This window comes from Pseudomonas oryziphila, assembly GCF_003940825.1.
Taxonomy (GTDB): Bacteria; Pseudomonadota; Gammaproteobacteria; order Pseudomonadales; family Pseudomonadaceae; genus Aquipseudomonas; species Aquipseudomonas sichuanensis.
The window spans coordinates 3,528,196-3,542,091 of the sequence record NZ_CP034338.1; the positions used below are offsets into that span (position 1 = coordinate 3,528,196).

At 64.9% G+C, this 13,896-nt stretch carries 17 protein-coding genes, 1 tRNA gene and 1 pseudogene; 14 read left to right on the plus strand and 5 right to left on the minus strand.

Annotation, left to right across the window (positions count from 1 at the left end; translation table 11 throughout):
- Nucleotides 1-47 precede the first annotated feature (47 nt).
- Genes csrA through EJA05_RS16580 form a run of 9 tightly spaced genes read left to right on the plus strand, consistent with a single transcriptional unit; the run spans nucleotide 48 to nucleotide 4,209 of the window.
- A complete protein-coding gene (csrA, locus tag EJA05_RS16540) occupies nucleotides 48-239 on the plus strand; it encodes a carbon storage regulator CsrA (RefSeq protein ID WP_125859067.1) in 192 nt (63 codons plus the stop codon).
- Complete coding sequence (locus tag EJA05_RS16545; RefSeq protein WP_125859068.1) at nucleotides 229-456, plus strand: Arc family DNA-binding protein; 228 nt, start codon at nucleotides 229-231, stop codon at nucleotides 454-456. The genes csrA and EJA05_RS16545 overlap by 11 nt, the downstream gene beginning before the upstream one ends.
- Nucleotides 443-814 carry a hypothetical protein gene (locus EJA05_RS16550; protein WP_125859069.1) on the plus strand — a complete coding sequence of 124 codons (372 nt, stop codon included), beginning with the start codon at nucleotides 443-445 and terminating at the stop codon, nucleotides 812-814. Before EJA05_RS16545 ends, EJA05_RS16550 begins: the two co-directional genes overlap by 14 nt.
- Nucleotides 811-1,002 (plus strand): hypothetical protein, encoded by a 192-nt coding sequence (locus EJA05_RS16555; RefSeq protein ID WP_125859070.1) that lies wholly within the window; start codon nucleotides 811-813, stop codon nucleotides 1,000-1,002. The genes EJA05_RS16550 and EJA05_RS16555 overlap by 4 nt, the downstream gene beginning before the upstream one ends.
- Nucleotides 986-1,315, plus strand: coding sequence for a hypothetical protein (locus EJA05_RS28440; RefSeq protein ID WP_223811835.1), 330 nt, complete (start codon nucleotides 986-988; stop codon nucleotides 1,313-1,315). Before EJA05_RS16555 ends, EJA05_RS28440 begins: the two co-directional genes overlap by 17 nt.
- A complete protein-coding gene (locus EJA05_RS16565) occupies nucleotides 1,312-2,046 on the plus strand; it encodes a hypothetical protein (protein WP_125859071.1) in 735 nt (244 codons plus the stop codon). The genes EJA05_RS28440 and EJA05_RS16565 overlap by 4 nt, the downstream gene beginning before the upstream one ends.
- A complete protein-coding gene (locus EJA05_RS16570; RefSeq protein ID WP_125859072.1) occupies nucleotides 2,043-2,831 on the plus strand; it encodes a metallophosphoesterase in 789 nt (262 codons plus the stop codon). Before EJA05_RS16565 ends, EJA05_RS16570 begins: the two co-directional genes overlap by 4 nt.
- Before the next feature lie 9 nt (nucleotides 2,832-2,840).
- Nucleotides 2,841-3,071, plus strand: coding sequence for a hypothetical protein (locus EJA05_RS16575; protein ID WP_125859073.1), 231 nt, complete (start codon nucleotides 2,841-2,843; stop codon nucleotides 3,069-3,071).
- A gap of 1 nt (nucleotide 3,072) precedes the next feature.
- Entirely contained in the window at nucleotides 3,073-4,209 is a 1,137-nt protein-coding gene (locus EJA05_RS16580) for a phage integrase Arm DNA-binding domain-containing protein (RefSeq protein WP_125859074.1), read from the plus strand.
- Nucleotides 4,210-4,340: 131 nt separating this feature from the next.
- Here EJA05_RS16580 and EJA05_RS16585 read toward each other — a convergent pair.
- Nucleotides 4,341-4,417: transfer RNA gene (locus EJA05_RS16585), tRNA-Val, on the minus strand.
- 202 nt (nucleotides 4,418-4,619) lie between these two features.
- On the opposite strand from EJA05_RS16585, the gene EJA05_RS16590 reads away from it, so the two are divergent.
- Complete coding sequence (locus EJA05_RS16590; protein WP_125464487.1) at nucleotides 4,620-5,903, plus strand: NAD(P)/FAD-dependent oxidoreductase; 1,284 nt, start codon at nucleotides 4,620-4,622, stop codon at nucleotides 5,901-5,903.
- A gap of 85 nt (nucleotides 5,904-5,988) precedes the next feature.
- Here the strand turns inward: EJA05_RS16590 and EJA05_RS16595 are convergent.
- Nucleotides 5,989-6,733, minus strand: a pseudogene (locus EJA05_RS16595) (peptidase C39 family protein).
- Between the two features lie 154 nt (nucleotides 6,734-6,887).
- Between EJA05_RS16595 and EJA05_RS16600 the strand changes: the two are divergent.
- Nucleotides 6,888-7,067 (plus strand): hypothetical protein, encoded by a 180-nt coding sequence (locus EJA05_RS16600; RefSeq protein WP_125464489.1) that lies wholly within the window; start codon nucleotides 6,888-6,890, stop codon nucleotides 7,065-7,067.
- A gap of 3 nt (nucleotides 7,068-7,070) precedes the next feature.
- On the opposite strand, the gene EJA05_RS16605 is transcribed toward EJA05_RS16600, so the two are convergent.
- The 3 genes from EJA05_RS16605 to EJA05_RS16615 form a co-directional block, all read right to left on the minus strand.
- Nucleotides 7,071-8,162, minus strand: a complete 1,092-nt coding sequence (locus EJA05_RS16605) for an extracellular solute-binding protein (protein ID WP_125464490.1) — start codon at nucleotides 8,160-8,162, stop codon at nucleotides 7,071-7,073.
- The gene (gene aguA / locus EJA05_RS16610; protein WP_125859076.1) at nucleotides 8,162-9,271 is read right to left on the minus strand and encodes an agmatine deiminase; all 1,110 of its coding nucleotides are present in this window, start codon (nucleotides 9,269-9,271) and stop codon (nucleotides 8,162-8,164) included. Before aguA ends, EJA05_RS16605 begins: the two co-directional genes overlap by 1 nt.
- Nucleotides 9,272-9,365: 94 nt before the next feature.
- Nucleotides 9,366-10,253: a LysR substrate-binding domain-containing protein gene (locus tag EJA05_RS16615; protein ID WP_125859077.1), complete on the minus strand. Its 888-nt coding sequence runs from the start codon at nucleotides 10,251-10,253 to the stop codon at nucleotides 9,366-9,368.
- 210 nt (nucleotides 10,254-10,463) lie between these two features.
- On the opposite strand from EJA05_RS16615, the gene EJA05_RS16620 reads away from it, so the two are divergent.
- The 3 genes from EJA05_RS16620 to EJA05_RS16630 are packed head-to-tail and all read left to right on the plus strand — an operon-like array spanning nucleotide 10,464 to nucleotide 13,669.
- Nucleotides 10,464-11,753: an NAD(P)/FAD-dependent oxidoreductase gene (locus tag EJA05_RS16620; RefSeq protein WP_125859078.1), complete on the plus strand. Its 1,290-nt coding sequence runs from the start codon at nucleotides 10,464-10,466 to the stop codon at nucleotides 11,751-11,753.
- Nucleotides 11,746-12,306, plus strand: coding sequence for a helix-turn-helix domain-containing protein (locus tag EJA05_RS16625; RefSeq protein ID WP_125859079.1), 561 nt, complete (start codon nucleotides 11,746-11,748; stop codon nucleotides 12,304-12,306). Before EJA05_RS16620 ends, EJA05_RS16625 begins: the two co-directional genes overlap by 8 nt.
- A 10-nt stretch (nucleotides 12,307-12,316) precedes the next feature.
- Nucleotides 12,317-13,669 carry a glutamine synthetase family protein gene (locus EJA05_RS16630; protein ID WP_125859080.1) on the plus strand — a complete coding sequence of 451 codons (1,353 nt, stop codon included), beginning with the start codon at nucleotides 12,317-12,319 and terminating at the stop codon, nucleotides 13,667-13,669.
- Nucleotides 13,670-13,896: the final 227 nt, after the last annotated feature.

Consider the following 13,896-nt stretch of genomic DNA (forward strand, 5'->3'; position numbering starts at 1 on the left):
AACAATCGCGGCGGGCCCTCGGCTTGCCCTGAAAAAGGAGCTTCACCATGTTGATCTTGACCCGCCGCGTCGGCGAATCCATCCGCATCAACAACGACATCACCGTCAAAGTGCTGGGTGTCCAAGGTATGCAGGTGCGCCTGGGTGTCGAGGCGCCCGAAGAGGTAGTAGTTCACCGCCAGGAGGTCTACGAGCGCATCCAGGCTGACGAATCGCAGGAGGTGCGTCATGGCCTTTGAATCCGGCTCCCGGGAAGCTGACAAGTTTGTCGTCCGTCTGCCCGATGGTATGCGCGATCAAGTTGCAGCTGTTGCTGCTGCGAATGAGCGCAGCATGAATGGCTTGATTGTCATCGCGATCCGCGAGCATCTGGACCGCGCTGCGCGAGCCAATGCATTGCTCGATGCACTGACGCTTGCCGCCCAAGCGAAGGGAGTCAGCCATGATGCTGCCTGACCGCATCACCCTGGCGCTGCGCGCCCCCGAAGGCGCAACCCTGGAGCAGGTGCTGCCATTCGCTCTACTCGGCGCCCACGTCTCAATCGGTCGCGGCCTGGCCGTGATCGCCGCCGCCAGCCAGGGCGACTTGGTGTCGCCAGCGCTTGAGCGCGAAGAGTTCGATATCGACGAGCACGTCCGCATGGCTGCTGATGCTCGCCGGTACCGATGGCTGCGAAGTCGGCACTGCATCAGCTCCACTTCCCATGACCTGCTGGCGGCCCGCGGCTTGCGCCCGCTATCCGGTAACGATCTTGATCGATTAATCGATCACGCGCAGCGCCAAGACCAGGCCCTGCTGGAGGAACAGCCATGACGCAGCCCAAGCCAACCCTGAACGAGTTCGAAGACCTGGGCGAGCGTCTGGTGCGTTTCGGCAAGGCCCTGCAGGACAGCACCACCAGCGTGGGTCGACTTAACCAGTTGGCCCGGGAGTGCGGCATCACGCTGCGCCTGCGCGCCGTTGCCGAAATGGAGGGCGCCACCCATGGGCAGTCTCGCTGAAATGGCGCTGGAACACGCCCGCCAGCGGATCAGCGGGAAGACAGCTAAAACGCCTACATCGAAGACGCCGAAAATTAGCGCGCCGGCGCCGGCAGCCAAGCCGCGCAGCCTGGAGGTAGTCGTCACCGGCCCCATCAACCACTTCATGTTCCTGGAGGGGCGAAACTGGGCAATCGACCTGGTCGCATCGCTCCGCGCCTCCCCGGTTGCCGTGGTGATCGAGCGCCTGGCTGGTGCCGCCGTGGATCGGCCCGGCAGTTATGCGGCTGGCATCCAGTCGGTGATCAAGGAGCTGAAGGAGGCCTTGCAATGAAACGCCGAGCAATCAGCCCTGCCACCCTGCCCGCAGTCGGCCAGCCACTGGCCGGCGGGTTCTTCGCCGGCCGGATCTTCTTCGACGGCGCCGAGCATGCGGTGATCGATGCAGGCCGGGAGTTCGAGACCGAGGCTCAGTGGTGGGACCTGCCTGGCCCGCGCCTGAATGTCCGTGGTGCAAAGTCTTACTTCGATGGCCGGGCGAACACTCAGGCCATGGCCGAGGCTGGAAGCTCGATTGCCAAGAAGATCCTGGGCATGACAATCCGCGGCCATCGCGACTGGCACCTTCCCAGCATCGAGCAGCTGCAGGTGATGAGGGCCAACCTCCTGCAGCTTCCAGACTGGGGTAAGCATTGGCCGGCGGATGGTGCTGGCGGGCCTGCGCAGGCCTTTGCGCTACGGGAGTACTGGTCCAGCACACAGAAGCCCACCGCCGGGAGCTCCTGGTGCCTGCACATGCTGCCTTGGTGCGTGCCCGACACTAACTGGTCCAGCAAGTGCAAGGGCATCCGCCCGGTGCGCACGCTTCTGATCAGCCAGGAAGCTTTCGTGCATGCACCGCCGACCGAGTCACCCGTCACCGAGGTGGACCTGCGCGGCCTGACCAACCACGCGGCGGTGGCCAGCGTGCTCGAACGGTTCGTGAACGAGGACGCCGGGAAGTTCTACGGACGCACTGAGGCGCTGGTGGCTGAGCTGGCTGCGCTGGCGGGAGGCCGAGCATGAGCATCTTGCAGCGATTCCCAATCAACACAGCCGGACGCGACTTCGCCGTGGGCGATATCCACGGACACTTCACCCGCCTGCAGCGGGCCCTGGATGAGGTCGGCTTCGATCCTGCCGCTGATCGCTTGTTCTCGGTGGGCGACCTGGTCGACCGCGGGCCTGAGTCGGACCAGGTGGATACCTGGTTGGCCAAGCCATGGTTCCACGCGGTGCGCGGCAATCACGAGCAGATGGCGATCGAGGCGTACCGGTTCGACCCATCCGGCCGCATTGGTGACGTGCATCTGTCCAACGGCGGTGCCTGGCTCTACGCCAGATCATCCGTGGAGCAGGCGTGCTACGTCGAACTGCTGGCCGACCTGCCGCTGATCATCGAAGTGGTGACGCCCCAGGGCCTGATCGGGATCGTTCACGCCGATTGTCCGTTTCCGACCTGGGCCATGCTTGAATCCTGGGCCGATGGCTGCATGCCGGGTATGCGCAATGTCGAGGAGGCCGTGCAGTGGTCGCGCAGCAGGATAACCAGCGAGCAGCCCCACGGTGTAGGCGGCGTCCGCGCGTTGGTGGTAGGCCATACCCCAGTCAAGCGCCCGGCGGTGCTGGGTAACGTCTACCACATCGACACCGCCGGCTGGATGGATGGGCACTTCACGCTGCTGGACCTGCATACCCTGCAGGCTCACCCGCCGATTGATCCGAAGCTGACCTGGGATTGGGATGACGTGACAGATCAGCGTGACAACCAGAACCTGATGCGTCAGGCATCGAATCACAATGTCGATTGAGGCTCAGTCATGGCTAAAGTCATAGCTCATATCACCGCCAGCCTGCCCAGGCTCATGGAGGTGGGCGAGTATCGAAAACTGCGCTACGCCGGTGGTAAGCCGAGCTTGCAGCAACTTAAGAAATGGATTGATGAAGGAGAGTTAGCGGGCGAAGTCCGCGGCGGAATGTACTTCGTCGACCTTCAATCCGCCGTGATCGGCTCGAACGACCCGCTCTTGGCTCAAATGCTGGATATCTGAAATGGCACCACGACCGCGTAGCCCAAAGAACAAGACGCTTCCGCCCAACCTGTACCCAAACGGGAAATACTGGCGGTACAAAAACCCAGTCACCGGGAAGATGACCAGCATCAACAAGCCGTACGACGAAGCGGTACGCCTGGCAAAGGCCGCAAACGCAAAGCTGGCTTTCCTTATGACCGACAACGGCGAAATGCTGGCCACCATCACCGGCGACCGCCTGCCGACTATCGGCGGCCTGATCGATCGCTTCGAAACCGAGTGGCTGCCAGAGCGCGGCTATGCGCGGTCGTCGCTGGACGAGATCGGTTACAAGCTCAAGCGCTACCGGGCGGATATCGGACACCTGCTGGTGGGCCAGTTCGACGTTCTGGCCGCCGCTGAGTACCTGGACCAGTTCAGCAACAACGCCTACACGAAGCACCGCAGCCTGCTAGTCAGCCTGCTGACCTTCGCGATCGCCAAAGGCATGACCGAGCGCAACGCCGCCGACATGACCCTGCTCAAGAAAGAGGCAAAGAAGAAGCGCCAGCGGCACACCATTGAAGGTGTGCAGAAGATCCTTGATGCAGACACCACGCCGGGGTGGCTCAAGCGCGCCATCCGGTTGGGCCTGACCAGCCTGCAGCGGCGCGAAGATATCGTGACATGGAAGAAGTCGGCGGTTGACCTGATCAAGAACACCATCAAGGTATCCCCTGGGAAGACCGACAACTACGACACGCCGATCCACTTGCAGATCATCATGGGTAAGGCACTCCGCGAGACGGTGAACGAGTGCTTTCGGTCGCCAATCATTTCGCCCCTCCTGATCCATTACCGCCCGAAGGCGCGCCGACAGGACCAGATCGAGGCGAAAGAACATTGGACGGCGGTCACCCCTGATTACCTGTCCAAGAGCTTCAGGAAGGCCAGGGACGCCGCGAAGGCATACGACCACCTCGATCTCGAGGAGCGCCCAACCTTCCATGAGATCCGAGCCCTGGGTGCCTGGCTGTACGAGCAGCAGAAGTTCTCGACCGAATATGTGCAGTTGCTGATGGGGCACGCCACTGCTGAAATGACCGAGCGGTATCAAGACGGGCACGCACCGAAAGAAATTCAGTACGTCGAAGTGAAGGCTGATCTGGCCATCTGATGAACGGTGGGACCGGCATAGACCAGATTGAGGTGGGTGGTTTTGCAAAAGTTTTGCAAAAGTTTTGCAAAAACAAAAAGGGCGACCCTCTCGGATCGCCCTTCAAGTGCCCGGAAACCGGGGCTTTTGTTTGGTAGGCACAATTGGACTCGAACCAACGACCCCCACCATGTCAAGGTGGTGCTCTAACCAACTGAGCTATGTGCCTGTCGTGTGGGGCGCATTCTACGCGTTACAAAATCGCTGTCAACGCTTTTTTTCACGCTAAGCTACTGAATCTTAAAAATATTTGAAAAAGGATACCGGCAGGGTCGGCGTAAAGGATTTTCACCGGACGACTAGCGGGTGTTTATTATTATTGATAGCATCGGTACATTCGTTAAAAATATAAAACACGAGGTTCCTCGAGCATGGCCACTACCCCCTACCCCCAGTCCTACTACGCCGCCTCGGCTAACCCGGTGCCGCCACGTCCGGCGCTGCAGGGTGAGGTGGAAACCGATGTGTGCATCATCGGTGCCGGCTACACCGGCCTGTCCAGCGCCCTGTTCCTGCTGGAGAACGGCTTCAAGGTGAGCATCGTCGAGGCCGCCAAGGTCGGTTTCGGCGCTTCGGGCCGCAACGGCGGCCAGATCGTCAACAGCTACAGCCGCGACATCGACGTGATCGAACGCACCGTCGGCCCTAAAGAAGCACAACTGCTGGGCAAGATGGCCTTCGAGGGCGGGCGCATCATCCGTGAGCGCGTGGCCAAGTACAACATCCAGTGCGACCTGAAGGACGGCGGCGTGTTCGCCGCGTTGACCAGCAAGCAGATGGGCCACCTGGAATCGCAAAAACGCCTGTGGGAACGCTTCGGCCACACCCAGCTGGAGTTGATGGACCAGAAGCGCATCCGTGAAGTGGTGGCCTGCGACAGCTATGTCGGCGGCATGCTCGACATGAGCGGCGGCCATATCCACCCGCTCAACCTGGCCCTGGGCGAAGCCGCGGCGGTCGAGTCGCTGGGCGGCATCATCTATGAGCAGACCCCGGCCGTTCGCATCGAGCGTGGCGCCAACCCGGTGGTGCACACCCCGCAGGGCAAGGTCCGCGCCAAGTTCATCATCGTCGCCGGCAACGCCTACCTGGGCAACCTGGTGCCGGAACTGGCCGCCAAGTCCATGCCGTGCGGCACCCAGGTGATCACCACCGAGCCGCTGGGCGAGGAACTGGCCCGCACCCTGCTGCCGCAGGACTACTGCGTCGAGGACTGCAACTACCTGCTCGACTACTATCGCCTGACCGGCGACAAGCGCCTGATTTTCGGCGGCGGCGTGGTCTACGGCGCGCGTGACCCGGCCAACATCGAGGCGATCATCCGCCCGAAAATGCTCAAGGCCTTCCCGCAGCTCAAGGACGTGAAGATCGACTTCGCCTGGACCGGCAACTTCCTGCTGACCCTGTCGCGTCTGCCGCAGGTAGGTCGCATTGGCGACAACATCTACTACTCGCAAGGCTGCTCGGGCCACGGCGTGACCTACACCCACCTGGCGGGCAAGGTGCTGGCCGAGGCCCTGCGCGGCCAGGCCGAGCGCTTCGACGCGTTCGCCGGCCTGCCGCACTACCCGTTCCCGGGTGGCCAGATGCTGCGCGTGCCGTTCAGCGCCCTCGGCGCCTGGTACTACAGCCTGCGTGACCGTCTGGGCTTCTGACAGACCAAAAGTACCAAACTATCGCGGGGCAAGCCCGCTCCCACGTCATCAACGTGGGAGCGGGCTTGCCCCGCGATTTTCCCCCTCAATGCCCCAGGCTATTCACCGCCTGCTTCGCCGCAATCTCCTGCCCCGAGCGCGCCAGCTCATCCGCCGCCTGCAACCAGCGCTGGCGATCCACCTGGGCCGGCAACTGCCGAGGCGACTGCACCAGCACCGCCCAACTGCCCTCCTTGGCCCACGCCGACTCGAAACTGTCGAAGCTCATCAACTGTCGCCGGTGCATGCCTGCGCGCAGCAGTACCCGCTGCTTGTAGCGGTCATAACCGATCAGCACGGCGTAGCGTGGCTCGCTCCACCAGGCCGAACCTTCCTGAAAACGCAGCAGCACCGGGTAACCGGCGGCCACTTGCGCCAGCAAGGCGTCAAGCCGCTTGTCCAGCGGGTACACGACCATGCCGTATTCACGCGCTACCTTGGGGATCGTGCTGTCCAGCGACTCGGCGGCCCCAGGCAGGCCCAGCGGCTTGTCCAGCAAGCCCGGGGTGATTGGCGCGCCCTTGGCCGACAGCACCGCCGCCAAGGCCATCGATCCGCTGTGGTTGGCATTGCCACGGTAGAACGGCACGCTGCTGATCTCGACCCGCTGCGGCAGGCTCTTGAGCGCCGCCGGGGGTGTGCTGGAGCAGCCGGCCAAGGCAGCGGCCACCAGGCAGGCGGCAAGCAGACGACGGGGGCTCGAACCCCGGGACTTGGGAAGGTCTTGCAACATGGGGCACTCGCTTGTTCCGACGCCAGGCGGATGCCGCCCGGCCATGGCCACCGATCATAGGCCGCCACCGCGCCCGGGTATAGCCCGGGCCGTACTTGGAACCAAACGGCCCAAGCACTAGACCTTCGGTCAATGGAACGTCACAAGCGCCGGGCTAGACTATCAACTGTGTCCGGGATGACGCGCTGCCCGTCATCAAGAAGGAGGCATTCATGACCCTGTCCATGGCAATCCTCATGTTGGTCGGCATGTGGCTCAGCGTTGCGGCGGCCATGCTCTGGGGCGTGCTGCGCATCGTGCGGCGGCACTCCCATCCCCACCACCTGCCCACGCCGCCCCTGGCCAAACCCCGGCAAACACGCCGTGCACGGCGGCATGCGGGGGCGCACTGAGGTTCAGGTGCCGCTCTTCAAACGGCTGAACGCCCGGGTCAGCTCCCGGTTGAACGCCTTGTCGTTGTCGTTCTTGCTGTACAGCCGCGCCCGAACCGCAGCCGGCGGGTAAGTACCCGGGGCATTGCGGATCTGCGCATCCACCAGGTTGTCGGCCGCCGTGATGGCGTTGGCGTAGTGGATGGTATCGGTGATCGGCGCAATCACCTCCGGGCGCATCAGGTAGTCCATCAAGGCCCAGGCCGCTTGCGGATGCGGTGCGTCCTTGGGCACCACCAAGGCATCAAGCCAGATCAACGTGCCCTCGCGGGGGATGCTGTAGTCCAGGCCGAACGGCTTGCCGGCCTGCTGCGCCTGGGCCTGGGCGATGGCCACGTTGCCGTTCCACGACATCGCCACGCAGGTCTCGCCATTGGCCAGGTCGTTGATGTTGCGGTCGTTGTCGAAATAGCGAATGTACGGGCGCACCTTGCGCAGTTGCGCCTCGGCGGCCCTGAGGTCCTCCAGCCGCTGCTGGTTGATGTCCAGGCCCATGTAGCGCATCACCGCGGCGAACACTTCGTTGGGGTCGTTGAGCAGGCTGACCCCGCAATCGGCGAATTTCGCCACCACCTGCGGGTCGAACAGCATCGCCCAGCTGTCCTTGGGCGCGTCGGCCAGCCGCGCGGCCACTGCCTGCTGCTGGAAGCCCACGCCGGTGGTGCCCCAGGCGTAGGTGCCGGCGTAGCGATTACCTGGGTCGAACACCGCCATGTGCTCGAGAAACGCCTCCCCTACCCCTTGCAGGTGCGGCAAGCGCGACTTGTCCAGCGGCTGCAGCGCGCCGCTGGCGATGGCCCGGCTCAGGTGCTGGCCGGCGCTGAGCACCAGGTCGTAGCCGCTGCCGCCGGTAAGCAGCTTGGTCTCGGCGGTTTCCAGCGAATCGAAATGGTCGGCTACCACGCGGATGCCGGTTTCCTTCTCGAAGTTGGCCAAGGTGTCCGGGGCCAGGTACTCGCCCCAGATGTACAAGTTGACCGTGGGCTTGTCGGCATCGGCGGCCGTGGCCGCCGACACCATGCAGCCCAAGGCGAGTGCGAGGGCCAGGCGGTTCATCAGCGGCGGCCCCCGGCGTATTGCGGCATGGTGATGCAGGCGACGTTGCCGCCACCGAGCAGGATCTCGCGGCTGTTGTCGATGCCGATGATGCGGTGGTTGGGGAACAGCTCGGCCAGGGTGGCCTGGGCAATGCTGTCGTTGCGGTCGCCGAACAGCGGCACGACGATCGCCGAGTTGCCGGCGTAGTAGTTGATGTAGGAAGCGCAGATCTGCGTGCCCGCCTGGCGCACATGGGTGCCCTCCACATGGTCCAGGCCCGCCGCCTCTTCAGCCGTCCAGCGCAGCACTTCGGGCTGCGGCAGCTTGTGCACCTTGAGCGCGCGGCCACGGCTGTCGCGGGTGCTGCGCAGGACGTCATAGGCCTCCTGGTAGATCTCCCACTGCGGGTCGTCGCGGTTGTCGGTCCATTGCAGCACCACCTCGCCGGGGCGCACGAAGCAGGCCAGATCGTCGACATGGCCATCGGTTTCGTCGAACTTGCACCCGCGCGGCAGCCAGATCACCTGCTCGGCGCCGAGGTAGTCCTGCAGCCGGCGGGTCACCTCGTCCTTGCCCAGGTGGGCGTTACGGTTGCGGTTGAGCAGGCACTGCTCGGTGGTCAGCAGGCTGCCTTCACCGTCGCTCTGGATACCGCCCAGCTCGGCGATCAAAGGCGCGCGGTAGCGGTCGAGGTTTTCGATCTCGAGGATCTTGCGGGCGATCTGGTCATCCTTGTCCCAAGGGTAATAAAGGCCGCCGTCGAGGCCGCCGTAGGCATTGAACTCGAAGTCCACGCCGCGCACCTCGCCGCTTTGATCGTTGACCACGAAACACGGCCCACTGTCGCGGAACCAGGTGTCGTTGCACGTCATCTCCACCACCCGCACATGGGCCGGCAGCAGGTTGCGGGCGTTGGCGTACTGGGCGGCGGAGGCACAGACCGTCACCGGCTCGCTGCTGGCGATGGCGGTGACGATCTCGACCCAGACCTTCTGCGCCGGTTTGCCGCCATTGCGCCACACATCCGGGCGCTCCGGCCAACCGAGCCAGCAGCCGGCCTTGGCTTCGAATTCGCCGGGCAAGCGGAAACCATCGGCCTTGGGGGTGGTGGTGAGCGAACGTGCCATGGGTCAACCTCGGTGTCGGTGAGTGATGACTGCACGCTACGCCGCGGCGCTTTTGCCTTCCAACGATGAAAACTCAGCGATAGCTGAATTTAATTCAGCTATCGCCCAACTGTTCGATGAACCATTCGATGAATTGCGCCACTGCGCCGCGTTCCAGGCGCAGGCGCTCGCACACCAGCGCGTACTGCCCCTGGGCGGTGACGCTGGCGCTGAACGGGCGCACCAGGCGGCCACTTTGCAGGTCGGCCTGGCAGGTAAGGTTATCGCCCATGGCCACGCCCTGCCCCAGCAACGCCGCCTCCAGCGCCAGGGCGGCGTGGGGGAAATACAGCTGCCGGGTGGGCAAGGCGTCTTCGGCGTGGGTGGCCAGCCAGGTGGTCCAGGTGCGGCCATCCTGATCGTCGTGCAACAGGCAATGGCGCACCAGGTCGCGCGGGCGCTTGAGCCCGCCCTGGTTGAACAGGCCCGGGCTGCACACCGGGAAGAACTGCAGCAGCGGCAAAGGCCGCACGAAGTGGGTACTGGCATCCAGGGTGCTGGTGCCGTAGGTGATCGCCAGGTCGACGTCCAGCGCCGGGGCGCCGGCGTCGATCGGCTGGTCGTGCAGGTGCAGGGTGATGTGCGGGTAGCGGCTGCTGAAATCGGCCAGCCGCGCCACCAGCCATTTCTGCGCCAGCTCCGCCGTTACCGCCACCCGCAGCACGGCCTGGGAGGCCGGGTCGCGCAGCTCGTCGCAGGCCTTGCCGATCAATTCGAAGGCCTGCTGCAGGTGGTGCAGCAGGCGCTCGGCCTCGGCGCTCGGGCGCACCTGACGGCCGACCCGCTCGAACAGGGCGACGCCGAGTTGTTCTTCCAGTTGGCGGATCTGGTGGCTGACGGCGCTGTCGGTGACGCACAGCTCGGCGGCGGCGCGGCTGAAGTGGCCATGGCGGGCGGCGCATTCGAAGGTGCGCAGGGCGGTGAGGGATGGCAGGCGGCGCATGGGCGTAAGCCTTGTATTTGTCATTGGGGCTGCTGCGCAGCCCTTTCGCGGCACAAGGCCGCTCCTACAGGAATACGCATTCCTCTGTACCACGAAAGGACCGCAACGTGGTCCCCGGATCATATCGCCAACACCGCCCCGCTGGCGCAATGAAATTTATCTGCTATTTTTTCATGAAAATAATCAAAACAAATTTCACGAGGCACCGGCATGTTCAAGCAATCCGCCCAGCACGTCGCCAGCTACTACGCCCAGACCTACCCCAGCGCCATCCCCCTGCGCCCTACCCTGCAAGGCCAGCACGACACCGATATCCTCATCATCGGCGCCGGTTTCAGCGGCCTGCACACCGCCCTGCGCCTGGCCCTGGCCGGCAAACGCGTAACCCTGCTCGAAGCCAGCCGCGTCGCCTGGGCCGCTTCGGGGCGCAATGGCGGCCAGGCCCTTCCGGGCTGGTCCTGCGACATGCCACCGCTGGAAAAGGCCCTGGGCCTGGAGCGCAGCCGGCGCCTGTGGGACAGCATGTGCTGGGCCGCCCGCGAGATGAGCGAGCTGCCGGCGCGCCACGGCTTCGACATCGATTACCGCCTCGGCAGCCTGTGGACTGCCGTGCTGCCGAGGCGGGTAAAGCTGCTGGAGGAAGCGCAACGCGACGCGGCACAGAAATTCGGCTACGACTGCCTGCGCCTGATCGGCCGCGACGAGCTGCCCGAGTGGATCGACAGCCCACGCTACCAGGCCGCCCTGCTGGACCCCAACGGCGCCCACCTCAACCCGCTGAAACTGGCCCAGGGCCTGGCCGCCACGATTGAACAGGCCGGCGGGCGCATCTTCGAACAGAGCCAGGTGCTCGATTATCAGGAAACGGCCGAAGGCTTCGTCGCTCGCACCGACAAGGGCGAAGTGCGCAGCAGTGTGCTGGTGCTGGCCTGCAACGCCTACATCGACCGCCTCGACCGCAATCTGGCGCGGCGCCTGCTGCCGGTGGGCTCCTACCAGGTGGCCACCGCGCCGCTGGACGCCGACTTCGCCGCCTCGCTGCTGCCGCGCAACAGCTGCGTGATCGACAACCAGTTCGTCCCCGACTACTTCCGCCTCACCCCCGACCACCGCCTGCTGTTCGGCGGTGGCTGCACCTACCTGGGCGGCATCCCCAAGGATGTCGCCGCCGCCACCCGCCCCTACCTGGAACGGGTGTTCCCGCAACTGCGCGGGGTGGCCATCGAACATGCCTGGGGCGGCCACATCGACTGCAGCATCCAGCGCACCCCGGACATCGGCCGCCAAGGCCAGCGCTACTGGCTGCAAGGCTTCTCCGGGCACGGCGTGCTGCCGACCCTGGCCGGGGCGCGGGCGGTCAGCGACGCGATCCTCGGCGACGACGATCTGCTGGCGCTGTACCAGGGCATCGACAACGGCCGCTTCCCCGGCGGCGACCTCCTGGCTGCGCCACTGGAGGCTGCGGCCAAGGCCTGGTACAGGATGCGCGACCATGTCTGAGTTGACCGACGACAGCCAAGCCCTGGCGCGGCTGGTGCGCGACCTGCGCAAGCACCGTGGCCTGACGCTGGACGAGCTGGCCGGGCGGGTCAACCGCTCGCTGGGCTTCCTCTCGCAAGTGGAGCGCGGCCTGTCGCGCCCGACCGTGGCCGACCTCACCGCCATCAGCGAAGCCCTGCAGGTACCGACCACCTACTTCTACCAAGCCGTGCCGCCACGGGAGATCGACTGGGTCACCCGCCCCGGCGAGCGGCGCACCCTGTATTACGCCGCCGGCGTCACCGACGTGCTGGTCTCGCCCACCCTCAATGGCCGCTTCGCCATGCTCGAAAGCCACCTGGCGCCCGGCGCCAGCAGTGGCGATGGGCACCTGGACGACAGCTCGGAACAGGGCGGCTTCGTCCTCGAAGGCGAGCTGACGCTGTGGCTCGAAGGCGTTGCCGAGGCCGTCACCCTGTACCCCAACGACAGCTTCCAGCTGCCGCCGCACAGCCAATTCCGCTACGCCAACCTCACCACCGAGCCGACCCGGGTCCTCTGGGTCTTCCGTTAAGAGCATGACCATGACAACTACAAAAACAATGCCCGACCTGCTCAGCGAAGTCCGCGCCTTCCGCGCCCAACACCCGCAGGTGCGCTACGTCGACCTGATCAGCCTGGACATCCCCGGGCACTTCTACGGCAAGCGCTACCCCATCGACATGCTGGAAAAGGTTGCCGCCGGCAGCCCGCTGAAGCTGCCGCAGAACTGCGTACTGCTGGGCGTGCAAGGCGGGCTGTTCCCGATTGGCGACTACTGCTTCAACGACGGCGACCCCGACGCCGCACGGCGCCTGGTGCCCGGCACCCTCAAGCCGGTGAGCTGGGAGCGTGAGCCGCTGGGGCAGATGCTGATCACCTCCGACGGCACCGCCGCCCCCATCGAATTCGAACCGCGCGAAGTGCTCGCCCGCGTGCTGCAGCGCCTGGAGCGTCGCGGCATCCGCCCGGTGGTGGCGTTCGAGCTGGAGTTCTACCTGTTCGACCGGGCCCTCAAGGAAGGCCTGCCGCAGTTCCCCCACGACCCGTTCAGCGCCGACGCCGACGACCAGCCGAACATGCATATCGAGCGCCTCTCGCGTTTCTCCGACGTGCTGCGCGACATGGTCGAGACCGCCAACGCACAAGGGGTGGACGCCAACGTCATCACCGCCGAGCTGGGCCCTGGCCAGTTCGAGATCAACTTCGGCCACTGCGACGACGGCCTGCGCGCCGCCGACTGGGCGGCGCTGTTCTGCCGCAGCACCCGCGGCGTGGCCCTCAAGCACGGGCTGCGCGCCTCGTTCATGAGCAAGCCGTACCTGCAGGCGCCGGGCAGCGGCATGCATGTGCACGTCAGCCTGTACGACCCGCAAGGCAACAACCTGCTCGCGGCCAACGACCAACGCCCCTTGCGCCATGCCGTGGCCGGCTGCCTGGAGCTGCTGCCGCACTGCATGCCGATCTTTGCCGCCAACCACAACGCGTTCCGCCGCTACGGCGCCATGGTCAATGCCGCCAGCCGCGCCAGCTGGGGCTTCGAAGACCGCGACGCGTGCATCCGCATCCCCGAGTCGGACCCGCGCAACCTGCGTATCGAGCATCGCCTGGCGGGGGCGGATGCCAACCCCTACCTGGTGCTGGCGGCAATCCTGTGCGGTATGGAGCACGGGCTCGATGCCGGGCAGGAGCCGATTGCGCCGCTGAACGACGACCGCAACAGCGGCATCGATTTCCCCAAGGACATGCTCGGCGCGGTGGCAGCCATGCGCGGGCATCCGGCGGTGAATGAGGGGCTGGGGGCGGAGTTCGTGATGGTGTATTGCGAGAACAAACGCCAGGACCATCTGGCGTTCATGCAAGAGGTGAGTGCCCGGGAGTATCGCTGGTTCCTGTAAAAACAATCGCGGGGCAAGCCCGCTCCCACGCTGCCAGAGATCCAGAGATCCAGAGATCCAGAGATCCAGGAAAATGGATGGCCCCCATAAGTAGGAAATAAATCCAACGCCTGGGGGCAGTCCACAACGTGGGAGCGGGCTTGCCCCGCGATGGCGTAAGTGCTGACAACACATACTTGGCGGCTTACCATGTCACCCCCCTAGCGCGGCAGTTTGCCGCACCCCCT

Bases quoted from the DNA above. Each gene is read 5' to 3' on its own strand.
- csrA (WP_125859067.1), top strand. From the start codon at position 48: ATGTTGATCTTGACCCGCCGCGTCGGCGAATCCATCCGCATCAACAAC.
- EJA05_RS16545 (WP_125859068.1), top strand. From the start codon at position 229: ATGGCCTTTGAATCCGGCTCCCGGGAAGCTGACAAGTTTGTCGTCCGT.
- EJA05_RS16550 (WP_125859069.1), top strand. From the start codon at position 443: ATGATGCTGCCTGACCGCATCACCCTGGCGCTGCGCGCCCCCGAAGGC.
- EJA05_RS16555 (WP_125859070.1), top strand. From the start codon at position 811: ATGACGCAGCCCAAGCCAACCCTGAACGAGTTCGAAGACCTGGGCGAG.
- EJA05_RS28440 (WP_223811835.1), top strand. From the start codon at position 986: ATGGGCAGTCTCGCTGAAATGGCGCTGGAACACGCCCGCCAGCGGATC.
- EJA05_RS16565 (WP_125859071.1), top strand. From the start codon at position 1,312: ATGAAACGCCGAGCAATCAGCCCTGCCACCCTGCCCGCAGTCGGCCAG.
- EJA05_RS16570 (WP_125859072.1), top strand. From the start codon at position 2,043: ATGAGCATCTTGCAGCGATTCCCAATCAACACAGCCGGACGCGACTTC.
- EJA05_RS16575 (WP_125859073.1), top strand. From the start codon at position 2,841: ATGGCTAAAGTCATAGCTCATATCACCGCCAGCCTGCCCAGGCTCATG.
- EJA05_RS16580 (WP_125859074.1), top strand. From the start codon at position 3,073: ATGGCACCACGACCGCGTAGCCCAAAGAACAAGACGCTTCCGCCCAAC.
- EJA05_RS16590 (WP_125464487.1), top strand. From the start codon at position 4,620: ATGGCCACTACCCCCTACCCCCAGTCCTACTACGCCGCCTCGGCTAAC.
- EJA05_RS16600 (WP_125464489.1), top strand. From the start codon at position 6,888: ATGACCCTGTCCATGGCAATCCTCATGTTGGTCGGCATGTGGCTCAGC.
- EJA05_RS16605 (WP_125464490.1), bottom strand. From the start codon at position 8,162: ATGAACCGCCTGGCCCTCGCACTCGCCTTGGGCTGCATGGTGTCGGCG.
- aguA (WP_125859076.1), bottom strand. From the start codon at position 9,271: ATGGCACGTTCGCTCACCACCACCCCCAAGGCCGATGGTTTCCGCTTG.
- EJA05_RS16615 (WP_125859077.1), bottom strand. From the start codon at position 10,253: ATGCGCCGCCTGCCATCCCTCACCGCCCTGCGCACCTTCGAATGCGCC.
- EJA05_RS16620 (WP_125859078.1), top strand. From the start codon at position 10,464: ATGTTCAAGCAATCCGCCCAGCACGTCGCCAGCTACTACGCCCAGACC.
- EJA05_RS16625 (WP_125859079.1), top strand. From the start codon at position 11,746: ATGTCTGAGTTGACCGACGACAGCCAAGCCCTGGCGCGGCTGGTGCGC.
- EJA05_RS16630 (WP_125859080.1), top strand. From the start codon at position 12,317: ATGACAACTACAAAAACAATGCCCGACCTGCTCAGCGAAGTCCGCGCC.